At 49.7% G+C, this 22,883-nt stretch carries 18 protein-coding genes, 2 tRNA genes and 2 pseudogenes; 12 read left to right on the top strand and 10 right to left on the bottom strand.

What is annotated here, in order from left to right:
* Positions 1 to 240 precede the first annotated feature (240 nt).
* Positions 241 to 1,026: a DeoR/GlpR family DNA-binding transcription regulator gene (locus CJP72_RS20745; protein ID WP_162383209.1), complete on the top strand. Its 786-nt coding sequence runs from the start codon at positions 241 to 243 to the stop codon at positions 1,024 to 1,026.
* Between the two features lie 104 nt (positions 1,027 to 1,130).
* On the opposite strand, the gene CJP72_RS20740 is transcribed toward CJP72_RS20745, so the two are convergent.
* Positions 1,131 to 1,907 (bottom strand): DeoR/GlpR family DNA-binding transcription regulator, encoded by a 777-nt coding sequence (locus CJP72_RS20740; protein WP_162383208.1) that lies wholly within the window; start codon positions 1,905 to 1,907, stop codon positions 1,131 to 1,133.
* 707 nt (positions 1,908 to 2,614) lie between these two features.
* Between CJP72_RS20740 and yihU the strand changes: the two genes are divergently transcribed.
* Complete coding sequence (gene yihU, locus CJP72_RS20735) at positions 2,615 to 3,499, top strand: sulfolactaldehyde 3-reductase (protein ID WP_162383207.1); 885 nt, start codon at positions 2,615 to 2,617, stop codon at positions 3,497 to 3,499.
* A 530-nt stretch (positions 3,500 to 4,029) separates the two neighbouring features.
* On the opposite strand, the gene CJP72_RS20730 is transcribed toward yihU, so the two are convergent.
* From CJP72_RS20730 to mtfA, 5 genes are all read right to left on the bottom strand, one after another.
* Positions 4,030 to 5,808: an aminopeptidase P family protein gene (locus CJP72_RS20730; protein WP_162383206.1), complete on the bottom strand. Its 1,779-nt coding sequence runs from the start codon at positions 5,806 to 5,808 to the stop codon at positions 4,030 to 4,032.
* 15 nt (positions 5,809 to 5,823) lie between these two features.
* Entirely contained in the window at positions 5,824 to 7,278 is a 1,455-nt protein-coding gene (locus CJP72_RS20725; protein WP_162383205.1) for an AMP nucleosidase, read from the bottom strand.
* 134 nt (positions 7,279 to 7,412) lie between these two features.
* Positions 7,413 to 8,909 (bottom strand): C69 family dipeptidase, encoded by a 1,497-nt coding sequence (locus tag CJP72_RS20720; protein WP_162383204.1) that lies wholly within the window; start codon positions 8,907 to 8,909, stop codon positions 7,413 to 7,415.
* A gap of 494 nt (positions 8,910 to 9,403) precedes the next feature.
* Positions 9,404 to 9,479 (bottom strand) — tRNA-Asn (locus tag CJP72_RS20715).
* A 101-nt stretch (positions 9,480 to 9,580) separates the two neighbouring features.
* Positions 9,581 to 10,375 carry a DgsA anti-repressor MtfA gene (gene mtfA, locus CJP72_RS20710; protein ID WP_162383203.1) on the bottom strand — a complete coding sequence of 265 codons (795 nt, stop codon included), beginning with the start codon at positions 10,373 to 10,375 and terminating at the stop codon, positions 9,581 to 9,583.
* A gap of 93 nt (positions 10,376 to 10,468) precedes the next feature.
* On the opposite strand from mtfA, the gene CJP72_RS20705 reads away from it, so the two are divergent.
* Together CJP72_RS20705 and CJP72_RS20700 are read left to right on the top strand one after the other, a co-directional pair.
* Positions 10,469 to 10,558 (top strand) — tRNA-Ser (locus CJP72_RS20705).
* 404 nt (positions 10,559 to 10,962) lie between these two features.
* Positions 10,963 to 12,282: pseudogene (locus tag CJP72_RS20700) on the top strand (IS4 family transposase).
* A gap of 39 nt (positions 12,283 to 12,321) precedes the next feature.
* On the opposite strand, the gene ompC reads toward CJP72_RS20700, so the two are convergent.
* The gene (gene ompC / locus CJP72_RS20695; protein ID WP_162383202.1) at positions 12,322 to 13,500 is read right to left on the bottom strand and encodes a porin OmpC; all 1,179 of its coding nucleotides are present in this window, start codon (positions 13,498 to 13,500) and stop codon (positions 12,322 to 12,324) included.
* 636 nt (positions 13,501 to 14,136) lie between these two features.
* Between ompC and drpB the strand changes: the two genes are divergently transcribed.
* From drpB to CJP72_RS20675, 4 genes are all read left to right on the top strand, one after another.
* Positions 14,137 to 14,427, top strand: a complete 291-nt coding sequence (gene drpB / locus CJP72_RS20690; protein ID WP_162383221.1) for a cell division protein DrpB — start codon at positions 14,137 to 14,139, stop codon at positions 14,425 to 14,427.
* A gap of 29 nt (positions 14,428 to 14,456) precedes the next feature.
* Positions 14,457 to 15,152, top strand: a complete 696-nt coding sequence (locus tag CJP72_RS20685) for a phosphohydrolase (protein ID WP_162383201.1) — start codon at positions 14,457 to 14,459, stop codon at positions 15,150 to 15,152.
* Positions 15,153 to 15,225: 73 nt separating this feature from the next.
* Entirely contained in the window at positions 15,226 to 16,656 is a 1,431-nt protein-coding gene (locus tag CJP72_RS20680) for a DNA cytosine methyltransferase (protein WP_162383200.1), read from the top strand.
* The gene (locus tag CJP72_RS20675) at positions 16,637 to 17,107 is read left to right on the top strand and encodes a very short patch repair endonuclease (protein WP_162383199.1); all 471 of its coding nucleotides are present in this window, start codon (positions 16,637 to 16,639) and stop codon (positions 17,105 to 17,107) included. The genes CJP72_RS20680 and CJP72_RS20675 overlap by 20 nt, the downstream gene beginning before the upstream one ends.
* Here the strand turns inward: CJP72_RS20675 and yedA are convergent.
* Positions 17,096 to 18,016: a drug/metabolite exporter YedA gene (gene yedA / locus CJP72_RS20670; protein WP_162383198.1), complete on the bottom strand. Its 921-nt coding sequence runs from the start codon at positions 18,014 to 18,016 to the stop codon at positions 17,096 to 17,098. The genes CJP72_RS20675 and yedA overlap by 12 nt on opposite strands.
* Before the next feature lie 171 nt (positions 18,017 to 18,187).
* On the opposite strand from yedA, the gene CJP72_RS20665 reads away from it, so the two are divergent.
* The 3 genes and pseudogenes from CJP72_RS20665 (at position 18,188) to dgcQ (ending at position 21,199) form a co-directional block, all read left to right on the top strand.
* The gene (locus tag CJP72_RS20665; RefSeq protein ID WP_342212337.1) at positions 18,188 to 19,105 is read left to right on the top strand and encodes a DUF808 domain-containing protein; all 918 of its coding nucleotides are present in this window, start codon (positions 18,188 to 18,190) and stop codon (positions 19,103 to 19,105) included.
* A gap of 76 nt (positions 19,106 to 19,181) precedes the next feature.
* Positions 19,182 to 19,364, top strand: a complete 183-nt coding sequence (locus CJP72_RS20660) for a YodC family protein (RefSeq protein ID WP_162383196.1) — start codon at positions 19,182 to 19,184, stop codon at positions 19,362 to 19,364.
* 142 nt (positions 19,365 to 19,506) lie between these two features.
* Positions 19,507 to 21,199, top strand: a pseudogene (dgcQ, locus tag CJP72_RS20655) (cellulose biosynthesis regulator diguanylate cyclase DgcQ).
* On the opposite strand, the gene CJP72_RS20650 reads toward dgcQ, so the two are convergent.
* Both CJP72_RS20650 and yodD read right to left on the bottom strand, forming a co-directional pair.
* Positions 21,178 to 21,993, bottom strand: coding sequence for a mannosyl-3-phosphoglycerate phosphatase-related protein (locus CJP72_RS20650; RefSeq protein ID WP_162383195.1), 816 nt, complete (start codon positions 21,991 to 21,993; stop codon positions 21,178 to 21,180). The pseudogene dgcQ and the gene CJP72_RS20650 sit on opposite strands and share 22 nt — an antisense overlap.
* A gap of 310 nt (positions 21,994 to 22,303) precedes the next feature.
* Positions 22,304 to 22,531 carry a YodD family peroxide/acid resistance protein gene (yodD, locus tag CJP72_RS20645; protein WP_162383194.1) on the bottom strand — a complete coding sequence of 76 codons (228 nt, stop codon included), beginning with the start codon at positions 22,529 to 22,531 and terminating at the stop codon, positions 22,304 to 22,306.
* 129 nt (positions 22,532 to 22,660) lie between these two features.
* Here yodD and dsrB point away from each other — a divergent pair, with 129 nt between their 5' ends.
* Positions 22,661 to 22,849 carry a protein DsrB gene (gene dsrB / locus CJP72_RS20640; RefSeq protein ID WP_024132722.1) on the top strand — a complete coding sequence of 63 codons (189 nt, stop codon included), beginning with the start codon at positions 22,661 to 22,663 and terminating at the stop codon, positions 22,847 to 22,849.
* Positions 22,850 to 22,883: the final 34 nt, after the last annotated feature.

Genomic DNA, 22,883 nt, shown 5'->3' with positions numbered 1-22,883 from the left:
ACGACCTCCTGGTGATTGCTAAGTGACACGTTTTGACGTTGTGAAGTGATGATATATGTCATTATGTGTAATTAAAGTGACGACAATCACACATGTGATTCTGTTTTGATAATTGATGTAATAATTCGTCATTTTGTGATCTCCGTGTGTACTAAAATGTACAATCAGACGGTTTTTATCCTCTGATTTTCGTAAAATAGGCTTGAACGTTATGAGCTATTGAAGCAGTAAGGAAAGGTAATGGAATCGAGAAAGTTCACCGGCAACCCGCGTCATGATCAGTTGATCTCCCTGGTTCATGAGCGAGGGTTTATGAGCCATGACGAATTGGCCGAAATTCTTGGCGTTTCGATACAGACGGTACGCAGGGATATTCGTAAATTGAGTGAGCAAGGACTGGTTTCCCGCCATCATGGTGGGGTGGGGCATCCTGTCAACAGTCTGACAGACCTGGCTTTTGAGGAACGAAAGACCGCTTACTTAATTGAAAAAAAGCGCATTGCAAGGCGGATTGTCGACTACATTCCCGATGGCAGTACTGTTTTCATTACCATTGGTACCAGTGTGGAACATGTGGCCCAGGTGCTTGTGGAGCGCCAGGACTTACGCATTATTACCAACAGCTTGCGTGTTGCCAGCATACTGTATAAAAACACGACATTTGAAGTGGTGCTGCCCGGTGGGATCCTGCGGCCTGTCAACGGTGGAATCGTTGGGCCTGATACCGTTTTCTTTGTTGACGGTTTTCGCGCAGATTACCTCATCACAAGCGTGGGGGCCGTGGATAACGAAGGCAATCTGCTGGAGTATCACATCAATGAAGCCGCCGTGACAAAGTCGATGATTAATAATTCCCGACATGTTTTACTGGCGATTGATCACTCTAAATTTTCCACAACGGCGGCTGTAAAAGTCGGTAGCATTACGTCGGATATGACCTTGTTCACGGATCAGGCTCTCCCGCCATTGTTGTCAAAATTATTACAACAGAAGCAGGTTGATGTGATTATTGCTGATGAGCGATGACATTACCTGCAGTAAAACATCCCATCAAAAAACCGGAGCCCCCTCGTTATGGGGGGCTGATGCCCATCTGAACAGTAACACAACGCATCATCCAGAGAGACTGCCTATGTGGCAACAATGAGTTCCACTTTCTCTTGTTTAAGCAATTGATTAAACGATGCTGGAGGCTGGATATCCGTAACGAAGGCCTTCACATCCCGTATATTTCCGACAGATACCGCCGCCGATGCGTTGAATTTGGTATGGTCTGCAACCAACAACGTGTGGCGAGCATGGGCCATCATCGTTTTTGCCACCATGGATTCATTAACATCAAACTCAAGCAGCGTACCATCGTTATCAATCGCGCCAATACTCGTAATGAGATAATCCGCCCTGAATCCTTCAATGAAATTGATCGCGTTGGGGCCAATAATCCCGCCGTTGACAGAACGTAATGTTCCTCCTGGGACCATGACTTCGAGCTCTTGATTTTTATAAAGAATATGAGCGACACGATGGCTATTGGTGATAATCCGTAACCCTTTTCTCCCCAGGAGTGCGCGCGCAATCGCTTCAACGGTGGTACCAATGGTCACAAATACGGTACATCGTTCAGGAAGGTAGTCGGCGATAGCCTCCGCCATGGCGAGTTTCTCATGGGTCAGTGATAACTCTCGTTGTTCAAACGAGGTATTCATCACGCTGGACGTCCGGCCCGCACCACCATGGTGGCGGGTGATTAACCCAAGCTCACTGAGTTTGCGAATATCACGACGCACTGTCTGCGTCGAAACATCCAGTAACTGCGCAAGTTCTTCAATATTCATATAGCCGCGTTCAGTAATAAAGTGAACGAGCTGATCGTGTCGCGGGTTACCGGTCAGTTCGATGATACTCATGTTCTCTCCTGTATGTATCGGATAGGTGCGACATATTTTTCCTACAACGTGACAAACATGACTTTGTTTGCTCACGATCAGGAATGCCGGCACGTCCATTGGGAATGATGCCTTCGAATCTGGCTACGGCATTGATCAACCTGCGGTTATTTCTTTCGCTATTGCCAATGCTATCGCGCCCTGAAATTCCTCTACGGCCCTGGCTTTACCACTCACATTAACCGAAACGGCAGGAAAGTGACAAAAATGCTCTGTCTCAATCCTGTCTAAAGATGTTATACGTCCCCATGCTAACCCACATTGAGCAAAACCCGATCATATTCCGAAAAATCAATTGATTCTATTCATAGTGTACTGCCAAATTAGTTCGGGTTGGGAACATTCAGACGGCTTTGCTCACCGTCATGGTCCTCTGTAATGGCGGGCAGTGCTCAATCTCTTTCCTAAATGGTTCAATAAATTGTCTTTGCCAACAGGGTGAAGCATTCAGGCAATACATCCGGCTCAGAACAGCCATCCCCACGCCAATTATGGTCATTATTGTTTATTTTTTCGTGACAAAGTCAACTTTTGTTCTCTTTTATTACATAAATGATTGGATTAGTGATCGGTGTCATGTTTTTGCCTGTATATTACAAATATGATCAAAACCGAACTTTAAAAGATGTTTGATTGTATATTTTATGACATTATCGATGGAGATAATTATGACGAATATCGCTTTTCTTGGTCTCGGTCAGATGGGGAGTCCTATGGCCAGCAACCTACTACTGAAAGGGTATTGCTTACGTGTGTTTGATATCAATCAGGAAGCGGTAAATGCTCTTGTGGAGAAAGGGGCAACAGCAGCCCAGACACCGGAAGATGCTGCAGTAGGCGCGGACATCGTTATTACCATGCTGCCGAATGGCGATATAGTTCGGCAAGTGCTGCTGGGTGAGCGCGGTGCCATCAACTCAATGTCACCAGAGACTCTTGTCATTGATATGTCTACCATTCACCCCTTGCAAACTGATGCGCTGATTAGTGATATGCAAGAAAGAGGCATCGCTATGATGGATGCTCCGGTAGGCAGAACTTCTGATAATGCAATAGACGGTACTTTATTGATTTTAGCCGGCGGTACCTCAGAACAGGTCGATCGGGCTCGTGCTGTATTGATGTGTATGGGCTCAGAACTGGTTGAGGCTGGGGGACCAGGCATGGGCATTCGCGTCAAGCTCATCAATAATTATATGAGTATCGCGCTTAATGCACTCTCTGCCGAAGCGGCGGTACTGTGTGAGTCTTTAGGTTTGGATTTAGCCGTGGCGATTAAGGTGATGAGCGGTACCGCGGCAGGTAAGGGGCACTTTACAACTACGTGGCCAGGTAAAGTCTTAAAAGGAGATCTCTCACCCGCCTTCATGGTGGATTTGGCGCTTAAAGATCTACGAATCGCTGTTGATATCGCTAAGCAGACCGGTGTTCCTCTGGGAATGGGGCAGGTTGCTGAAACCTATTATCACTCAGCTAGCGCACACGGGCGTGGTCGACAGGACTGGAGTGCATTATTAACGCAAATGCGCGAGCAGGCTGGTTTGGCTAATTGATATTAACCATTTAAAAACGTGTTGAAAAAAACGTTGAACTAAATGTGATCTGACAGCTGGTTGTAAATCAGTAGCTGTCAGATTGAGTCTAAGCTAAAAAAATGGCCAGAATACGTTGGCTTGCAGTCCAACTAAAAGACAGGAGCGTCTACTGGGGGGGGCCGTCCATTTCCTTTAACTGAAGCTGAGTATTCCCCCTGATCCACCCGGCAAAATCCCATTCCAGAGATTTAATAGAGCGAAACCCGGCATTCTGAAAGCCAGCATCCGTGACAATTATTACCCGTTTTTCGGGTGTTTAGCCCTGGAAAGGGCATCCAGAAAGACCTTCGCATCTGTGCATTCTGCTGCTTTGCCAGGAGAACAATCTGCCTCAGAAGGGGGAGGGATCGTCTGTCATAAAGCAGGCAGGCCCTCAGAATATGGTATTCCAGGGAAAAGAAAACGGCTCCCTGTTATGGAAGCCGTTATAGAGCTGCAGATTAAGGATCGGTTTTGCGCTTACGGTTTTTTTGCTTTCTTCGGCAGACTTAATTTGCCTGTACCCGAATGGGTGCAGTTGCTGCAAACAACCATGGACGCGCTTCGCTGTTCACAAGCGGAGACAACGTATCTCTGACCTGCTGATGGTAATCATCAATCCATTGTTTCTCCGCATCACTCAGCAGATGTAACTCCACAAGATTCAAATCGATGGGCACCAGTGTCAGCGTGGAAAACGTGCAGAACCCCGGACGGCTTTCTACGATCTCAACCTGATTTTCAATACGGATACCGTATTGCCCGGCGAGGTAATAACCCGGCTCAATAGTAATAATATTGCCTGCGACCAGCGGCCACGGATTCACTTTTTTAGCCAGACGGTGAGGTTGCTCGTGGATCAGAAGCTGATGACCGACGCCGTGACCTGTTCCATGATCGTAGTCGAGTCCGAGCTCCCAAAGTGCCCGGCGGGCAAAAGCATCAAGTTGGTGACCCTGACTACCACTGGGAAACTGCAAGGTGATCAGTGACAGGAATCCCTTCAGTACAGCGGTGTAATGCAGTCGCCGCTGCGCATTCTGAGGACCAAACGCCAGTGTACGGGTGGTATCGGTGGTCCCATTGTGATACTGACCGCCGGAATCGTTCAGATACATCGCCTGCGATGTTATGGGCGTATTCGTTTGTTCACTCGAGTGATAATGACACATGGCGGCGTTGCTTGCCGAGGCAGAAATAGTGCCAAAACTTTGTTCAATAAAACCCGGTTGCTGTTGACGGTAGAACAGTTGTTTTGCCTGGGCCTCCAGTTCGGTCACGGGATTGCCCGCCGCTTCGCGCAGGGGAACTTCATGCGCCAGCCATGCCAGAAAATTCACCCAGGCGGCACCATCCTGTTGGTGACATTCCCGGTAACCGGCCAGCTCCGTCGCGTTTTTATTCGCTTTGATAAAGGTGATGGGATCGGGTGACCAAATGACGTCGCCGCCGTGTTGTTCAATGGCAAAACGTAGCGCTACTGGGGCGTAATCTTTATCGACCAGAACACGTTTCCCGGAGGCTAGCTGCTGGCAACGAGGCAGAAAATCGTTCTGCGGAGAGATCGTCAATGTCTCCAGCAAGGCGTTCGGTAATGATGTGGTTTTTCGGCTATCGACGAACCACTCCAGCTCACCTGTGCGGTGCAGCAGAGCAAAAGAGAAAGGCACCGGTACCATATTCAGGTCCGCGCCCCGGACATTCAGCAGCCAGGCAATGTTGTCCGGTAAAGTGATAGCGAGAATATCAGCCTGGTGTTTGGACATCGCGTCGATAATACGCGTGCGCTTTTGCGTGCTGCTTTCTCCGCTGATGTCAATTGGCATTTCTCGAATGAGTCCGCAAGGTGGCGCGGGGCGGTCATGCCATACGGTGTCAAATGGATCGCTCTCTAAGGCCACCAGTTCGCAGTGAGTCTCAGAGAGCGCTTCAAACTGGCTGTTAGCCATCAATAGCGGTTCGAATGCGATGCGCGCCCCAGCCGGAACCTGTGTCTGGAGATAGTCTGCCAGAGGTTCGTCGTGCAAATGATGAATCTCAAAATCGTTGAGATCGACTTCGGCGCGTACTTGTACCTGATATCGCCCGTCGACGAAGATTAACGCCCGGTCACGGAGCACCAGCGCCAGTCCGGCAGAGCCGCTAAACCCGGTTAACCAGGCCAGTTTATTGTCATGCGGCGTACAATCTTCGCTCTGATGGGCATCGGCGCGCGGGACAATCATACCGTCCAGCCCTTGCGTGATCAGTAAGCTGCGCAGAGCGGAAAGGGGAGTTGAGTTTTGCATAGATACCTTCTGGTCTTAACGGAACGGCGGTTCGTTGAACGTACGTAATTTACGGGAATGTAGACGATCGCCTTCAGCGCGCAGCAGGTCGATCGCCCGGATACCAATCTGCAGGTGCTCGGAAATAGCACCTTCATAAAAACGGTTAGCCTGGCCCGGCAGCTTGATTTCTCCGTGCAGCGGCTTATCGGAAACACACAGCAGCGTGCCGTAGGGAACGCGGAAACGATAACCCTGCGCAGCAATGGTGGCGCTTTCCATATCAATCGCCACGGCGCGACTGAGGTTAAAGCGTAATGCTGAGGCCGAATACCGTAATTCCCAGTTTCTATCATCTGTGGTGACCACGGTTCCGGTGCGCAGACGTTGTTTGACCTCTTCGCCCGGCATACCACTGACCTGTTTGGTGGCGTCATAGAGCGCGCGCTGTACTTCGGCAATGCTGGGGATGGGGATATCGGGCGGCAGTACGGCATCCAGCACGTGATCGTCGCGCAAATAGGCGTGAGCCAGTACGTAATCACCAATGGACTGACTTTCACGTAATCCGCCACAGTGGCCGATCATGAGCCAGACATCCGGGCGCAGGACGGCCAGATGGTCGCAAATCGTTTTGGCGTTAGAAGGGCCGACGCCGATGTTCACCAGCGTAATTCCCTGACCGTCGGCGGTGATCAGATGCCAGGCCGGCATTTGATGCTTTTTCCAGGCCAAATCGGAAATAGCTTCTTCCGGCGCCTCTGTTTCTGCGGTGATCCAAATCCCTCCTGCACAAGACAGGGCGATGTAAGGGCTGTCCGGATCGAGAATTTGACTGCATCCCCAACGTACAAACTCATCCACGTAACGGGTGTAGTTGGTAAACAACACAAAGGGCTGAAAATGTTCAACCGGCGTACCGGTATAGTGGCGCAGACGCGCCAGCGAGAAATCGACGCGGCGGGCATCAAAATGCGACAGAGGCGAAAACTCTGCTGGATGATAGATACCATCCGCCGTTTCATCACCGATCTGCGCCAGTTCGGTTGTCGGGAAATGGCGAGTGAGTCCGGCACTCATTGAACGATCCAGCGTCAACGCGGAGCCGTCAATGACATAAGGATAAGGGATTTCATGGTGCGACGGTTCGACGGAGATATGTGCGCCGTAGTCCTGATAGACAAGCGTGAGCTGTTCGAGCAGATAAGCGCGAAACAGTTCGGGGCGTGTTACGGTAGTGGTGTAGCATCCCGCATGGGTAAAACGCCCAAAAGCGCGCGTTTTGGGGGGATTAGTGGCCGTGCCATCCCAGCTTACTGAGAGTGAGGGGTAAACGAAAAGCCCATTATTTCGTGCATCGACATCGGGTAGCGTACCGTTTTCAATATAGTGAGAGATGGCTTCCCGTAGTGCATTAACTGACCGATCATATAACTCATTAAGGCGTTCCAGCGCCTGTTCAGGTGTCAGACCTTTACCCTGATTCTCCATATTATTCTCCTTATGCGTTCACAGGTTGCCCATACCATTCGATAGTATGTCAGCGAATTGTGAAACAAAAGGGGGCGATGAAGGCGGGATGAAAAAGCCGGAGGGTATCCGGCTTGGGAGGCGACTGTTTTCCGTTAGTCTTTTTTGGCGGCATTCGCAAAGTAGATATCGGACTGAATATCCTTGGTGCGTAGAGTGAAAAGCTGGTTTGTTAGCGATTCAGTCAGTTTCTCGGCGTCGGCCATCACACGCAAATTAAAGTCGTTCAGCATTTTATTTGCGGCATCTTTATTGGTTTTTGCCATTTTCAGATACTCGGCCTCGACCTCTTTCTGTTCTTTCGCCACCTTGTCTTCCCAGTCTTTGTAAGCTTGTTTAACGATAGGGGCGAGTTTCGGATAATCCGTCATCGTCAGCGTCTGTAATTTACGGTATTTCCAGTAAATTGACTGACTGTCTGCTTTATCTGTACCGATGGTATAGTTGGCAGGATAGGCTTTCAATCCGCTGTAATAGGGGACAAATGCGGTGAGATCGGCCATGCCCAGGCCAATATAACTGACTTCACCAATTTCCTTCGGCAGCCACGGACGGACCTGCATAACGTGCGCTTCATAGGTACGGAAAACGCTTACCGGACGCCAGGGTTCTTTTCCATTCAGACCCTTTGAATAGGGATCATGCTCGGTGCCTTCGTAATGATCGCGCAGGACGGCTTTAACGTCATCCAGCGTCATTTTTTTCTCCGGTGTGGCGAAGACCGGGAACTGTCTACCGGCTGCGACATCCTGCTTCAGTGACGGTGTGAATTGCTTCTGAATAGTCCAGACGCGTGGGTCGTTATACGTCCGATCACGCTCATCATCACGGGTATAGGCTTTGGAGAAATTAAATGCTCCATCACGTTTCTGGTCATAAAGACCTTTTTCCGTGGCAAATTCAATCAGGTTTTTTGAACCCATAAAATTAGGATCTTTTGCATCATAAGACTGTAAACGCCCCTGATTGCCTGACGCAAAATATTGCCCGGAAGGAAGACGTTGCGCCATCCACTGATGTCCGGTAGCAGTTTCCAAATACCAGACTTCATTGTCATCGACAACGGCAACACCAAAACCTTCGCCTGCGCCTACGGTTTCAATAATATGGCCCAATAACGCGATGGCTTCCCGTGCGGTTTTTGTCTGGGAAAGAAGAACGTCTGGAATATCGTCTTCAGTAATGCCGACATCTTCAACATAGGGATCAAATGCCAGTGCTTGTGGTGAGGCAAAAATAGATTCTGTACCACTCACACCGACACCGGCTTCGTTAAAGCCTGTTGCGCCATGCAACTGGGTTTTCCAGTTTGGGACGGTGGTATAACGTAAGGAATTCTTCGGTAATGGCCAGGTGAAATTATTCGCGCCGTTATGTGCTTTTGTACTGTACACCCCGGTTTGATTTTTTTTCGCTGGATGAATCAGGAAATGCTGCGCTTTCATTGCATCGCTGTCTGCACTGCGGGCAACCATCATGGAGCCATCCGCAGACGCTTCATTTCCGACCAGCAGCGTTGTGCAGGCGAAACCCGATGAAACGACCGCTACGTTTATTGATAGTGCAATAAGGCACTTTTTAAAAATCGACATGCTAACCCCTTTTTGTTCCGTTAAAAATAGACCGGAAACACACTGCTTCCTTAAGCGCGATGACGCTTCGACTGACCCGGCGTCGTTCGCCAGAGAGACAAACGCGTCTGCCCGCGTTTTCTCCAAATATCTGTCCGCGTATCTCAGTCTTCTGGACAAAATAACAGGTCCGTTTCGCTTAATTATTACGCAGAGGATATTGAGGTATTCAGGATGTTACCCAAACAGGGGCAAAGAATAGCAACGACGTAACGATAATTTCAGTGACGCATATCTCAATGCCGCGCAACTTAAAAAGAACTGAACCTATATCTGGAGACTTTAATGTGGTTATCGGAAAAAAAAGAAATGAATAAGAAAGGAATTATCAGAATGAATTCAGAAATACCGGAGGTTTATTTTTACTGACTGTAATTAATTTAAAGGAATAAACACGGGTTGAAATGAAATATAGAAAAGCAAAAAGCCCGCTAAAAAGCGGGCTTTTCTAAATTTGGCTCCTCTGACTGGACTCGAACCAGTGACATACGGATTAACAGTCCGCCGTTCTACCGACTGAACTACAGAGGAATCGTGTGAACGAGGCGAATAATACTGACCACACCACACGGTGTCAACAGTAAAATTCGCATGTTATTTCAATTGGTTAATTAATCCTCAAATCAGGAGGGTTAATGTACATATGAAGCCCGCTGCTCGTCGTCAGTGCTATCGCGTAAACGCTGTAACGGATCCTGACGGTAGAACTGGCAAAAGCGTTGCCATAGTGCCGGGAATCGCGGTGCAAACAGTTCTGGCGCACTAAAAAAGTATTCGGACAAGACGGCAAAACATTCAGCAGGGTCAACAGCGGCGTAGGCATCAATACTGGAGGCCGTCTCGCCCACTAAATCAATCTCGTCCTGAATATTGTTCATTGCAGCATGCAGGTCATGCTCCCAACTTGCAACATCTCGCAACGGGATTAAAGGAATGCCACTTGCGCGATCGCCATTGCGCATATCCAGTTTATGCGCCACTTCGTGAATGATCAGATTAAAACCGGAGGCGTCGAAGGAGTCATGAATGTCAAGCCAGTTGAGAATAATAGGCCCTTGTTGCCAGCTTTGTCCGGACTGAACGACGCGCTGGTTGTGTACTAACCCAATGTCGTCTTCCCATTCATCATCCACCACAAATGGGGCAGGGTAGATCAGCACTTCATGAAAACCATCCAACCATTCAATGCCTAACTCCAAAACGGGTAGACAAAAAAGGAGTGCAATGCGGGTGCTTTTTAGCGTATCCAGCTCAAAACCTTTAAGCGCGACCAGTCGTTTTTGCTGTAAAAAACGCTCTGCCAGCGCAATCAATCTGGCTTGTTCTTGAGCAGAGAGGGTTACCAGCAGAGGAATGGCAAGGGCGTCTTCCCACGGCAGGACTTCATTCTGCGCTGTTTCTTGTGTTTTCCAGGGCCACTTAATCATCGTTTTGCTCGCAAACTCATCACTTGAACAAAATTGAAAGGGCAGGGTCTGTTAAAATGCCAAATTACCTGGCATCATTGCAGCCATCAAAACGGAGAGATGCCGGAGCGGCTGAACGGACCGGTCTCGAAAACCGGAGTAGGGGCAACTCTACCGGGGGTTCAAATCCCCCTCTCTCCGCCACTCTTCCTTCCTGCCTTAGTTTACACCGCCAGGACTTTGCTTCCTGTTGACTGAAAAGATAATGCCTGAGCATCATTTTAGTGCGTATTGCCCGGCAAATCTTGCAACAAACGTTCTGAATCCCACTTTGCCACAATGTTGTTCTTCTTTTCCATCAGTTCGGAACCGTTAAATGTGATGTGAGCCAAAGCTTTCATAAACTATTGTAATGTCAGGCTCAACCGATGTTCGGTGCTCAGTTAGTATGAGGTTGGGTGTGTGCTGAATCCTGGTGATGAGTATTGGTCACCATGATGGGGTGGGAACAAAAAAGCCCGCTTCAGCGGCAATGCCGATCAGTTAGGGGGAGGTTGACCGCTATCTGCGGCACTATAACGGCTTCCACAGCAGGGAACCGTTTTTTTATGATACTTTTCAATAACATGCTCGATTTCAGCGATCATCCGCTGATGCCCCCCTCTGCACAGCTTTTTGCCCAGCATCTTCCCGTGGGATGGATACAGCACTGCCTGACGTTTTCTGCACATGCGACTGTTTGTCGTCGTCGTTTACCGGGCGACATGGTTATCTGGATGGTGGTGGCTATAGCCTTCTTCCGCAATGAGCCGATTACCGATGTGGCTCGTCGTCTGAACCTGAGCGCAGATGGCGACGCGGGGATGAGCCTGTTGGCTCGCAGCGCTGTTACCCAGGCGCGTCAGCGCGTGAGGGCCGCGCCGGTGTAATGGATCTTCCGCCAGACCGCGCGGACATGGGGCGTGGAACGTTACCTGAAGGATGACTGGCATGGACGACAACTTTTTGCCATTGATGGCGCGCAGTTCAGGACACCTGATGAACCTGAACTGCGTGAACATTATGGCTCTGCCAACACATCCACTGAGCGACAGAGGCATACCCAGTTATGCGTCTGGTGGCATTAATGAATCTGAGCATTCACATTTTGCTGGATGCCGCGACCGCACCTTAACGGCGGAGCAAACCCAACTGGCCACTCAATGCTCACCACCATCCCGGATAACTCCATTACGCTTGTTCTGCAGCGCAGACCCGCTGCTGACGCTGAACCAGCAGGAGGTAACCGCCACTGGCTGCTGCCCGCCCGCAAAGATATGGCGGCAGAAACGGCAACCTGCTATGGCGCAGGTGACAGACTGCTGAAACTGAAAGTGTCGTAACAGGCACGGAAAAAGAATCCTTCCCTGCCAGAGTTCTGGTATGCCCGGGCGGTGACTTACGAGATGAGCGGTGTGGAGAAAACAGTGCTGACATCGCTCCCGGCAGACAGCTATAAAGCAAAAGAGGTGGCGGAGCTTTACCACTCACGATGGGAAATCGACGTCGGGTTCAGAAACCTGAAAAGCAACCTGCTGAACAATGCTCTGGTACTGAGAAGCCGTAAGGTTGAGCTTCTGGAACAGGAGGTCTGGGGCATGTTGCTGGCCTATAACCTGATAAGGCGTGAGGCGATAAAAGCTGCGGAGAAACACAAAAAAGCGGCGTCAGAAATCAGCTTTAAGTTCGCGTTCCAGTTTATTGCGACGGAAATGATAGTGCTGGGAAATTCGGTATCACCAGGGACAATCCCGAAACGACTGGAGCATCTGCGGGGGGCTCTGGAAACAGTGTTCATAACAAAACGCCCCCGACCATCAAGGCCGGGGGCGGTCAAGATATCAAAAACCCGTTATCCGGTGAAACGCAATGCCGCTCCGCTTAAGTGAAAGGCATTGCGCGTAGCGCGGGCCTGAGAAAATGGCAAGTTAGAACTGGTAAACCAGACCAACTGCAACAATGTCATCTGTTGCGATGCCATTGTCTTCATAAAACTGGTCATCCTCATCTAACAGGTTGATTTTATAATCAACATAGGTAGACATATTTTTGTTGAAGTAGTAAGTCGCACCAAGCTCAACGTATTTGACCAGATCTTTGTCGGTGTAACGAGCGTTGCCGTTACTATCCTGATCCCAACCGCCTAAATCAGAACCTTTTGACTGCAGGTAGGCCAGAGAAGGACGCAGACCAAAATCGAACTGATATTGCGCGACGGCTTCAAAGTTCTTTGTTTTATTGGCGATACCGCCTTCGCTTCCATCACCACTGCCGTAATAGGTCATGTTGCGAGTTTCTGCATACATTGTTGCCAGATAAATGTTATTAGCATCGTATTTAGCGCCAACGGTCCAGGCCTCTGCCGTTTCCCCACCGGCATAACTGTTAGCATGAGAACGGTCCCCTAAACCACGAGTTACCTGATCATCAGTACGGTCTGATGAAGAATATGCAGCGCCCAGACTTAAACCAAAGTCAAAGTCATAGGAGGTAGACATACCGAAACCGTCACCGTTTTCTTTGGCTAATTTACGGCCCTGGCTGTTACCGGAACCTTCCTGGCCCGTACTGCTGGCTTCGTTATTACCCTGATACTGTAATGCAAAGTTCAAACCGTCAACCTGGCCAAAGAACCCTTTATTACGATAAGTGGCAACGCCGTTAGCACGACCTAACATAAACACATCAGTCTGAGTGTAGGTATCGCCACCGTATTCTGGCAGCATATCAGTCCACGCCTCTACGTCGTAAACCACGCCATAGTTACGACCATAATCAAAGGTGCCATTCTGACCAAAACCTAAGCCCGCAAAGCCCAGACGAGTCCACGAGTCGCCTTTATCACTCTCTGTACTGTTTGCCTGAATGTTATATTCCCACTGACCGTAACCAGTGAACTGATCTGCGATCTGTGTTTCACCTTTGAAACCGAAACGGGCATAAGTCATGTCACCATCGCTGCTGGAATCGTCAGAGAAGTAATGTAGCCCATCAACCTTGCCGTAGAGATCGAGTTTATTGCCGTCTTTATTATATACTTCAGCCGCATTTGCTGCGCCAGCTGCTAATAATACCGGGACAAGCAATGCCAGAACTTTTCTTTTCATTATATATATATCCTTATGATAATAATTCGTGTGAATATGTGCTCTATCCGAAAAAGCACATTGGGATACTATTCTATGGAGTTCATTTTTATTTAAAAATAACATGTAACAAATCTATTTAAGATAATTCAAATTGTTTCAAATGAATTTATTTATAAATAATTAAATATGATTTCTTTCGTTTTATTGCATGTAATTATATGTGGCTTTCATTTGGTTATAGTTTGCTGCTTTGAAATTCTCTGAATAAATAATATTAATTGTATAAATGGTAATTGTATGTGGTATTTGTTCTGGCTAAAAAATAGGCATGGATGCCGGCAATAAAGCCCTGCTAAAATAAAGAGGAGATGAGCAATAATGGTATTTTCCAGGCGTAAAATAATGCGTTGTCGCTAATAGCATTCACGCTATTAATAATTTAAATCTCCAGTGTTGATGCTTTTTGTTTCTTGTCTGGATTGACAAGGCTTGCGAAGCCCTAACCAAAATTGCCTGAGATCAATGTATAGGTAAAATAAATAACCAAAGCACACGTAGTGCCTTACTTCACAGTTGGATGTGATTATAATCACAAAATTGTGTAAATTTAGTCGTTTTAGTCACATCACCAAAGCGGAGTGTAAATTGACCAATATGGAAGAAAAAGCAAACCGCAGTCTGGGCGGAAAACTGGCGTTGTGGGTTTTTTATGCTTTTTGCGGATATTTTGTCTGGGCCATGGCGCGGTATGTCTGGGTGATGAGCAACCTACAGTCAGTGCCTGTTCCAGGTATGGAGAGCGATCTGGGGTCAACGGCAGGCAAGTGGCTTGGGGCTTTGCTGGGATTTATGGTGCTGGGCCTGGTCGGTATTATCCTGGGGGGAATTGCATGGTACACAAGACCTCGTGATATTCGGCATGAAGGTGACAGTGAAAGTTGCTAATGTAAGACCTCCACACGAGGAGAGGCGACATGGATCTGCAACAGTGGCAACAAGAGTTTGAAACCTGGCTTAGCGATCATCATCTGGAACAAGATACGGCCCATGACATTTTTCATTTTCGTCGTGTCTGGGCGACAGCGCAAAAACTGAGTGATCATGAAGCTGTAGACGGGTTAGTTGTGCTGACGGCATGTTACTTTCATGACATTGTCAGCCTCCCCAAAAACCATCCAGAAAGGCATCGTTCGTCAGTGTTAGCGGCGAAAGAGGCCAGTCGTATATTAAGGCATGATTTCCCTTCATTCCCCCAAACACGGATACCCGCGGTCGTTCATGCGATCGAGGCCCACAGTTTTAGCGCAAAAATTGCACCAGCCACGCTCGAGGCGAAAATAGTACAGGATGCCGACAGACTGGAAGCCCTCGGCGCAATTGGGTTGGCTCGCGTATTTGCGGTATCAGGCACGCTGGGTGTGGCACTGTTTGACGCCGAAGACCCTTTTGCCCGGCATCGTTCTCTCAACGATAAACAGTTTGCGCTCGACCATTTCCAGAGCAAATTACTGGTGTTGCCGAAGACCATGCAGACCGCCAGAGGAAAAGTGCTGGCAAAGCATAATGCTGATTTCCTGGTGGCGTATATGGCGAAACTGAGCGCAGAATTAACCGGTGAGTATGAATCGCTGGATCACGCGGTTATTCAGTCTTTTAGCGCTGACAGCTAGCGTTCACACCCGAAACGTAAATACCTTCATTTTATGTTAACCTGTCGAATATCAATTTTGGCCGGTTAAATGTATGCAGGATAATCTTTCAGTAACAGGCGTTCAGGATCTGATGACAGACAATACCGACGTCGCGGTTCAGGCAATGCTGGATAAATTGCTGGAAATCTATGATGTGAAAACGCTGGTGGCGCACCTTAATAGCGTTGGGGAAAATCACTGGAGCCCGGCCATTTTAAAACGCGTTGTGGCGAATGCTGCATGGCATCGGTTGAGCGATGGCGAATTTGCTCATCTTAAAACGTTGCTGCCGACGCCGCCGGCGCATCATCCCCATTATGCTTTTCGCTTTATCGATCTTTTTGCCGGAATCGGCGGAATACGCCGTGGATTTGAAGCGATAGGCGGGCAATGTGTGTTTACCAGCGAATGGAATAAACACGCAGTGCGAACGTATAAAGCAAACTACTACTGCGATCCCCAAACTCATCATTTCAATGAAGATATTCGCGACATCACTCTGAGTCATCGTGATGGCGTGACGGACTCACAGGCCGCTGAACATATTCGCCAGCGTATACCGCAGCATGATGTTCTGCTGGCGGGCTTTCCCTGCCAGCCGTTTTCGCTTGCCGGGGTATCAAAGAAAAATGCGATGGGCCGCGCACATGGTTTTGCCTGTGATACGCAAGGTACGCTGTTCTTTGACGTGGCGCGGATCATTGATGCCTGTCGCCCTGCGATTTTCGTGCTTGAGAACGTAAAGAACCTGAAGAGCCACGATCAGGGAAAAACGTTCCGTATTATTATGCAGACCCTTGATGAACTGGGTTACGACGTGGCGGATGCCGCAGATAACGGTCCTGATGATCCGAAGATCATCGATGGGCGACATTTCTTACCTCAGCACCGCGAACGCATTGTCCTGGTTGGATTTCGGCGCGATTTGGAACTGAAAGCTGATTTTACATTGCGGGATATTGTGTCGCGCTTTCCGCAGCGTCGCATCACGCTTGCAGAACTGCTTGAACCTGCCGTTGAAGCAAAATACGTTTTGACGCCGGTTTTGTGGAAGTATCTGTACCGCTACGCGAAAAAGCATCAGGCGCGGGGAAATGGATTTGGTTATGGGATGGTCTATCCCTCCAACCCTGAGAGTGTAACGCGAACGCTGTCTGCGCGTTATTATAAGGATGGTGCGGAAATATTAATCGATCGTGGTTGGGATATGGCGTTGGGTGAGCGTGATTTCGACGAGCCGCATAACCAGCAGTATCGTCCACGCAGATTAACCCCCAGAGAGTGCGCCCGGTTAATGGGATTTGAGACGCCGCAGGGTTATCAGTTCCGAATCCCGGTGTCAGATACCCAAGCCTATCGTCAGTTTGGCAACTCTGTGGTGGTTCCTGCATTTGCTGCGGTGGCTAAATTACTGGAACCGAAAATCAAACAGGCCGTTGCGCTACGTAAGCAAGAGAGTCAGCATGGCGGACGTACACGATAAAGCGACGCGCAGTAAAAATATGCGGGCGATAGCGACCCGCGATACGGCGATCGAAAGGCGTCTTGCCAGCCTGCTTATTGAACAGGGAATTGCGTTTCGCGTACAGGATGCAACCCTTCCCGGACGGCCTGACTTTGTCGTTGACGAGTACCATTGTGTCATCTTCACCCACGGATGTTTCTGGCACCATCACCATTGCTATCTGTTCAGGGTGCCAGCCACGCGTACTGCCTTCTGGCTGGAGAAGATTGGTAAAAACGTCGAACGGGACAGGCGGGATCTTCTGCAACTGCAGGCGCTGGGTTGGCGAGTATTGATTTTGTGGGAATGCGCTTTGCGTGGGCGGGATAAACTCGATGATGCGGCGTTATCTGAGCGGATTGAGGAGTGGATCTGCGGGGGCGGCGCCGCGGCGCAGATCGACACTCAGGGTATTCACTTACTGGAATGACTTTTCGGATTCAGCCGCGACGATGACCGGTTTGGCAGGAAACAGATATTTACCCAGCGTGACCAGTACTACCGCAAAGACAATCACTCCCAGCGCCAGCCACTCGATAAACGCGAGGCTTTCACCGCCAAGCCCTGTTCCCAGTAATACCGCGACAACCGGGTTAACATAGGCGTAACTGGTAGCCAGAGCGGGACTGACATTGCGTATCAGATACATGTATGCGTTGATCGCGATGATGGAGCCAAAAAGCGCAAGATAGCCCACCGCTAAAAAGCCGGAAAGCGTCGGCGTGGCGGTGAGTTTTTCGCCCGAGATAAACGACGCGCACATGAGCACCACGCCTGCGGCAAGCATCTCAATGGCTCCCGCCATCATTCCGACAGGTAACGCAATGCGTGAACCGTAGACCGAACCAAATGCCCAGCTCATTGAACCCATCAGAATCAATACCGCGCCCCAGGGATTCCCGCTTAAGTTTCCACCGCTGTTAAGCATGATGATCCCCGCAAGACCAATGGCGATGCCTATCCACTCTAATTTTCGGGTTTGAATACCAAAAAAGTGGCTGAAGCAGAGCGTAAAGAGCGGAACGGTAGCGACGACGACGGCGGCGATACCGGAAGGGACGTTCTGATGTTCTGCGACGGTGACCAGTCCATTGCCGACCGCCAGCAGCAGAATGCCAATCAGCGCCGCATTAAGCAGCGGGCGCAGGGGAGGGAGCTTGTGCCCGCGAAGGAGTAAAAATGCGATAAGAAGGATACCGGCAGACAGAAAACGCACGGCAGCCATCATCAACGGCGGCCAACTTTCTACCCCAATACGGATCACGAAGTACGTGGAACCCCAAATAATGTACAGCGCGAAAAGCGCGCTAAAAAGTGGTAACAACTGCCTGAAGCGCATAAACCCTCACGGTGGAAATAAAAAGGAGCAACATAGTTAACTGCAAAACTATCTTTCTGGCGAGATTTATAATTACTCCATTTTGTTAGAAAAATGTTGCATTAACGTTCGGTTTCAGCTTTATCTGTTTTACTTCATACTTGCAGTGTCAAAAAGAAAAACACAGAGGGAATCATCTTGGCAGGAAGTAGCTTACTCACGTTGCTCGACGATATCGCCACGTTGTTGGACGATGTCTCTATGATGGGAAAACTGGCAGCGAAAAAAACAGCCGGTGTGCTGGGCGATGATTTATCACTCAACGCGCAGCAGGTCTCTGGCGTCCGGGCTAACCGTGAGCTTCCTGTTGTCTGGAGTGTGGCCAAAGGTTCGCTGGTAAACAAAGTGATCCTCGTACCTCTGGCGCTGCTCATCAGTGCTTTTATTCCCTGGGCCATCACCCCGTTACTGATGATTGGCGGGGCATTTCTCTGCTTCGAAGGGGTGGAAAAAGTGCTCCACACCTTCGAAGCGCGAAAACATAAAGAAAGCCCGGCAGAACGTCAGCAGCGTCTGGAGGCCATAGCCGCACAGGATCCTCTCACTTTTGAGAAAGACAAAATCAAAGGGGCAATTCGGACTGACTTTATTCTCTCCGCCGAAATTGTGGCCATTACCCTGGGGATTGTTGCGCAGTCACCCTTGCTGAATCAGGTGCTGGTGTTATCAGGGGTTGCTCTGGTGGTCACCGTCGGTGTTTACGGACTGGTGGGGATCATCGTAAAACTGGACGATATGGGATTCTGGCTGGTGGAAAAAACCAGTGTGATGGCACAACTTGTGGGGAAAGGGTTGCTAGTTGTTGCGCCCTGGCTGATGAAAGCATTGTCCATTATAGGAACACTTGCGATGTTTTTGGTGGGGGGAGGAATTGTGGTACACGGCATCGCGCCGTTACACCATGCCATCGAACATTTTGCCCAGCAGCAAAGCGCGTTTATTGCACTCAGCCTTCCAACGCTGCTTAACCTCGTGCTGGGCTTCATCGTGGGCGCCATCGTTGTTGCTCTGGTAAAAGCGATTGCGCGCGTTCGTGGCGTATCGCACTAATTGCACCTCGGCAAAGTACGCAAAAAAAGCCATCGTCGTCTAAGGTGAAACAGTTTCACCTGAAGAGGAGGCAGGTATGGTGTTTGTTGTCAGCGAGGAGGTGACCATGAAAGATGGAGGGCCTCGTATGATTGTCACCGGTTATTCCAGTGGAATGGTCGAGTGCCGTTGGTATGACGGTTTTGGCGTAAAACGGGAAGCATTCCATGAGAGTGAACTCGTGCCGGGTGACGGAAGGCGAATTTGGGACGATGCCTGATGCAGAAACGCCCGGTGAATGCCGGGCGTTTTATTTTTTGTAAACAATAATACGGTTGTAATGCAACACATGGCGGCCGGGTTATGTCAGGATAAGGACGTTCAACTATCAGGGAGTCGCCAGAGTGCTGCAAGAGACAACGATGGAAAACAGGAGCTGGCTGAAAAAGTCTCTCCGACGTTTCAGGCCCGGACACGTCGTAAATCTCTGTTTTGTGGTGGTGATGATCTTTTCTACCTTACTCACCTGGCGTGAGATCGCTGTGCTTGAAGACGCCTACATTTCCAGCCAACAAAATCACCTGGATAGCGTCGCGAACGTCCTGGACCGACAACTGCAATTCAATGTAGATAAACTGATTTTTTTGCGAAACGGCATGCATGATGCGCTGATTACACCGCTCGATTTTGCGGTATTACATGGCGCCGTCACCCAATTTGAGCAATTACGAAAGCAGCGTTTCTGGCAATTAGAGCTCGACCGACGTCGCACACTGTCGCTAAATGGCGTATCTGATGAGCTTGTCGACCAGGCGACTCTTCTCACCCGTGATAACGCGAATCTGGCGAATGAGCTGACGGCCGCGCTGGAGTCCGGTTATCTGATGCGTCTGGCCCATTCATCCGCCTCAATAGCCCATCAGGCGATGTATGTGTCGCGCTCAGGATTCTATGTGGCAACACACCTACCCTGCACAGTGCGGACATTCTTACCCGCTATTATGGCTATGTGACGCAGCCGTGGTTTAAGCAACAGACTCAACGACTGAATCCGCAGCGCGGCGTTCGTTGGTTTACCTCCTCCGCAAATCCAACGCGTGAAGGGCAGCAAATGGTCACGGTCAGTGTCCCGCTGGATCACCAGAATTACTGGTATGGCGTGCTGGCTATGGACATCCCTGTTTTATCAATAAAGCGCTTTCTGGAAGACGCCATCGTAAAAGACGTGGAAGGTGAGTACCAACTCTACGACAGCCAATTCCGTCTGCTGACCACCTCAACAAAGGAAAAACGCAAGGTCAACGTGTTTGATGAGCAGGAGCAAGCCATGCTCGTCGCCGATATGGCGAAAGACACGACTGGCGGCATGCGCGTGGGAAGTCGCTACATCAGTTGGGAGCGACTGGACAATTTCGATGGCGTGCTGGTGCGTGTGCATACCTTAAAAGAAGGGCTGAAGGGGGACTTTGGCAGCATCAGTATCGCATTGGGGTTATTGTGGATGCTCGTTACGGCCATGTTACTGATTTCGTGGGGCGTTATCCGGCATATGGTCAGCAATATGTTTGTAATGCAAAACTCGCTGCAATGGCAGGCCTGGCATGACACTCTGACCCGGCTGTATAACCGGGGAGGCCTGTTTGAAAAGGCGCGCACCCAGGCAAAACGTAGCCGTGAGGGGAAACAGCCTTTCTCGGTGATCCAGTTCGATCTGGATCACTTCAAGAGCGTGAATGACCGTTTTGGGCATCAGGCCGGCGATCGGGTGCTTTCACACGTGGCAGGATTAATCAGCGGAACGCTGCGCGCGCATGATCTTGCCGGGCGTGTCGGCGGTGAGGAGTTCTGCATTATTCTGCCAGGGACGACGCTGTCCCAGGCTGAGCGGATTGCGGAACGTATTCGTCGTCGGATCAATGGTAAAGAGATCCTGGTCACGAAAAGCACTACCATCTGGGTTAGCGCCTCGTTTGGCGTCAGCAGTTCGCAGGAAACGGGGATTACGACATTGAGCAGCTACAGTCGCTGGCAGACCAGCGGCTCTACTGGGCCAAACAGACCGGACGTAACCGCGTGTGCGCCAGCGATGCCGATCAGAGCATGGCGATGAAATAATCCATCCCTTCGCGCCAGCCCTCCGGGCCTTCCTGTTGCGTATGGTATACCCGCTGCGGAGTATCCGCCTTTAATCTGACGCCCTCGCGGTTCAGGCCTTTTACGATCACCGCATAATCCATAACATCCAGAAGCGGGGCATCATTCGGCCCATCACCCAGACCCAGGGTGATGGGGTGTTTCTTCCATTGCCGCTGATACTCACCGGTCAGCCAGTTTGCCGCCAGATCTTTGCCAACGGAAGTATCCAGAACATGCCAAAAGCGCGCACCGTGGAGAAATTGCAGGCCAAGCTCGCTCAGTTTCGCGGCAAATTGCGCCATGCGTTCGTCACTGTCACGCCAGATAAGCGAAACTGAAGCTTCATGCAGACGCGTCAGCGCCGATTGGGTGTGGTTAAGTCCGGTCCATTCGCCAATGATCTGCTCATCAACATCGTCGAATGTCGTAAATTTATAGCGTTCTTTGTCGCGAAGTTTGTTCAGCACCATACTGATTTCTGCGTGGGGCGTACCGGCGATTTGACGTGGATAATCAGGGTGAGTCTGCCAGTGAGTGTCTAACTGAATGACGGCGCCATTTTCCGCGATGAACGGTAACCCTTGCAGGTCCAGCGTGTTTTGGAGGTACAGCATCTCTGCTGCGGTCTTACTGCTGCAAAGGATCACTGGAATACGATGTTTACGGAGGGTCGCCAGCCAGTCGGCTGCAGGTTGCCATTCATAAGTATGACTGTCCAGTAAGGTGCCATCCAGATCGGTAAAAATCAGCAGGGGGTTAAGGATTGATAACATTTTTATACCTCGACACCTGTGAACAGCAGTCTTACGACCAGGATAAATCTTAAAACTCAATACGTTCGCAGAGACTGCCAGGCAGGGAACGATCCCACCATACCCGGACTGTGCGTAGGTGATTTCTCAATTCAGTATTAATCATTAATAAGAATAATCATTGATGATAAAAATATTCACTTGTCTCGCAAAAAAATTGCAGATAAGGTGTGAAACACATCAGATTTCCTGGTGTAACGAATTTTCAAGTGCTTCTTGCATAAGCAAGCTTGATCCCGGCCCTCAGGACCGGGATTTTTTTCGCCTAAAGTCAGCGATTGATTTCCGTTACGCTGAAGTCATGAATGTCAAGCTCGAACGCGTCGGCTAATTCATGCCATGTATGGTCATCACGGCCATCGACGCTGACTTTCTCAGGGTCATTTTCGCTTCGATGAATTTCGCTCTCGCTGATTTCATTAATTGCCGCCAGCAGGGCGTCAACATCGATACTGACATCGCGATTGGCCATATCGCTGAACTCTTTCGCGGTTTTCATCTTCAATACCTCATTCAACCGTGGCACTTATAAGTATAGACCGTAGAGAAAACCAGCAATCACGCGGAGCAGACACTGCCAGAAAAAGGAAATTGTTCTACACTGGCACAAAGCCACAGGAGGATTACGATGAAGGTGAATGATCGGGTGACAGTCAAAACGGACGGCGGTCCTCGCCGACCTGGCGTGGTACTGGCGGTAGAAGAGTTTAATGAAGGCACAATGTACCTGGTTTCGCTGGAAGACTACCCGCTCGGTATCTGGTTCTTTAATGAATCGGGCCATCAGGATGGCATCTTTGTGGAGAAAGCAGAATAACGGGTGACGTCAGCACACCTTACCCAGACTGGTG

The sequence above is a fragment of the Citrobacter sp. NCU1 genome (genome assembly GCF_010231475.1).
GTDB lineage: Bacteria > Pseudomonadota > Gammaproteobacteria > Enterobacterales > Enterobacteriaceae > Citrobacter_D.
The sequence above is the reverse complement of the archived record's forward strand: the minus strand, read 5'-3'. Positions and strand labels throughout refer to the sequence as shown.